Below are 387 nucleotides of genomic sequence, written 5' to 3' on the forward strand. Positions count from 1 at the left end.
GCGGCGGGCACCGCCACGTGCAGGCGGTTCGCGAACAGCCCGCCGATCGCGGAGCTCACCGTCCCCACGCGGACGGCCCCCGTCGTCGCCCGGTCGGAGACGTGCCGCCGCGCGTCGTCGACGAGCGCCGACATCGCGGGCAGCACGACGCGCGCGTGCCGCAGCACGAGCTCACCGAGCTCGGTCGGGCGCGCGCCCAGGCGGTCGCGCGTGAACACGCACCCGCCCAGCGCGCGGTCGATCCGGTTGAGCTGGGCGGTGAGGGCGGGCTGCGCGAGACCGAGCGACGCCGCCGCCTTGGTCACGCTGCCCGACTCGGCCACCACCACGATCATGCGCAGGTGCCGCACCTCGAGGTCCATGCCACCCGAACGTATCGGTGCGGAC

The 387-nt window shown here is 75.7% G+C and carries 1 protein-coding gene; it reads right to left on the reverse strand.

Annotation, left to right across the window (positions count from 1 at the left end):
- A partial coding sequence (locus G3I78_RS50640; protein WP_164437424.1) for a LysR family transcriptional regulator occupies nt 1-362 on the reverse strand: 362 nt, incomplete at its 3' end.
- Nucleotides 363-387: the final 25 nt, after the last annotated feature.

This window comes from Streptomyces sp. SID13726 (assembly GCF_010548375.1).
GTDB lineage: Bacteria > Actinomycetota > Actinomycetes > Streptomycetales > Streptomycetaceae > Streptomyces.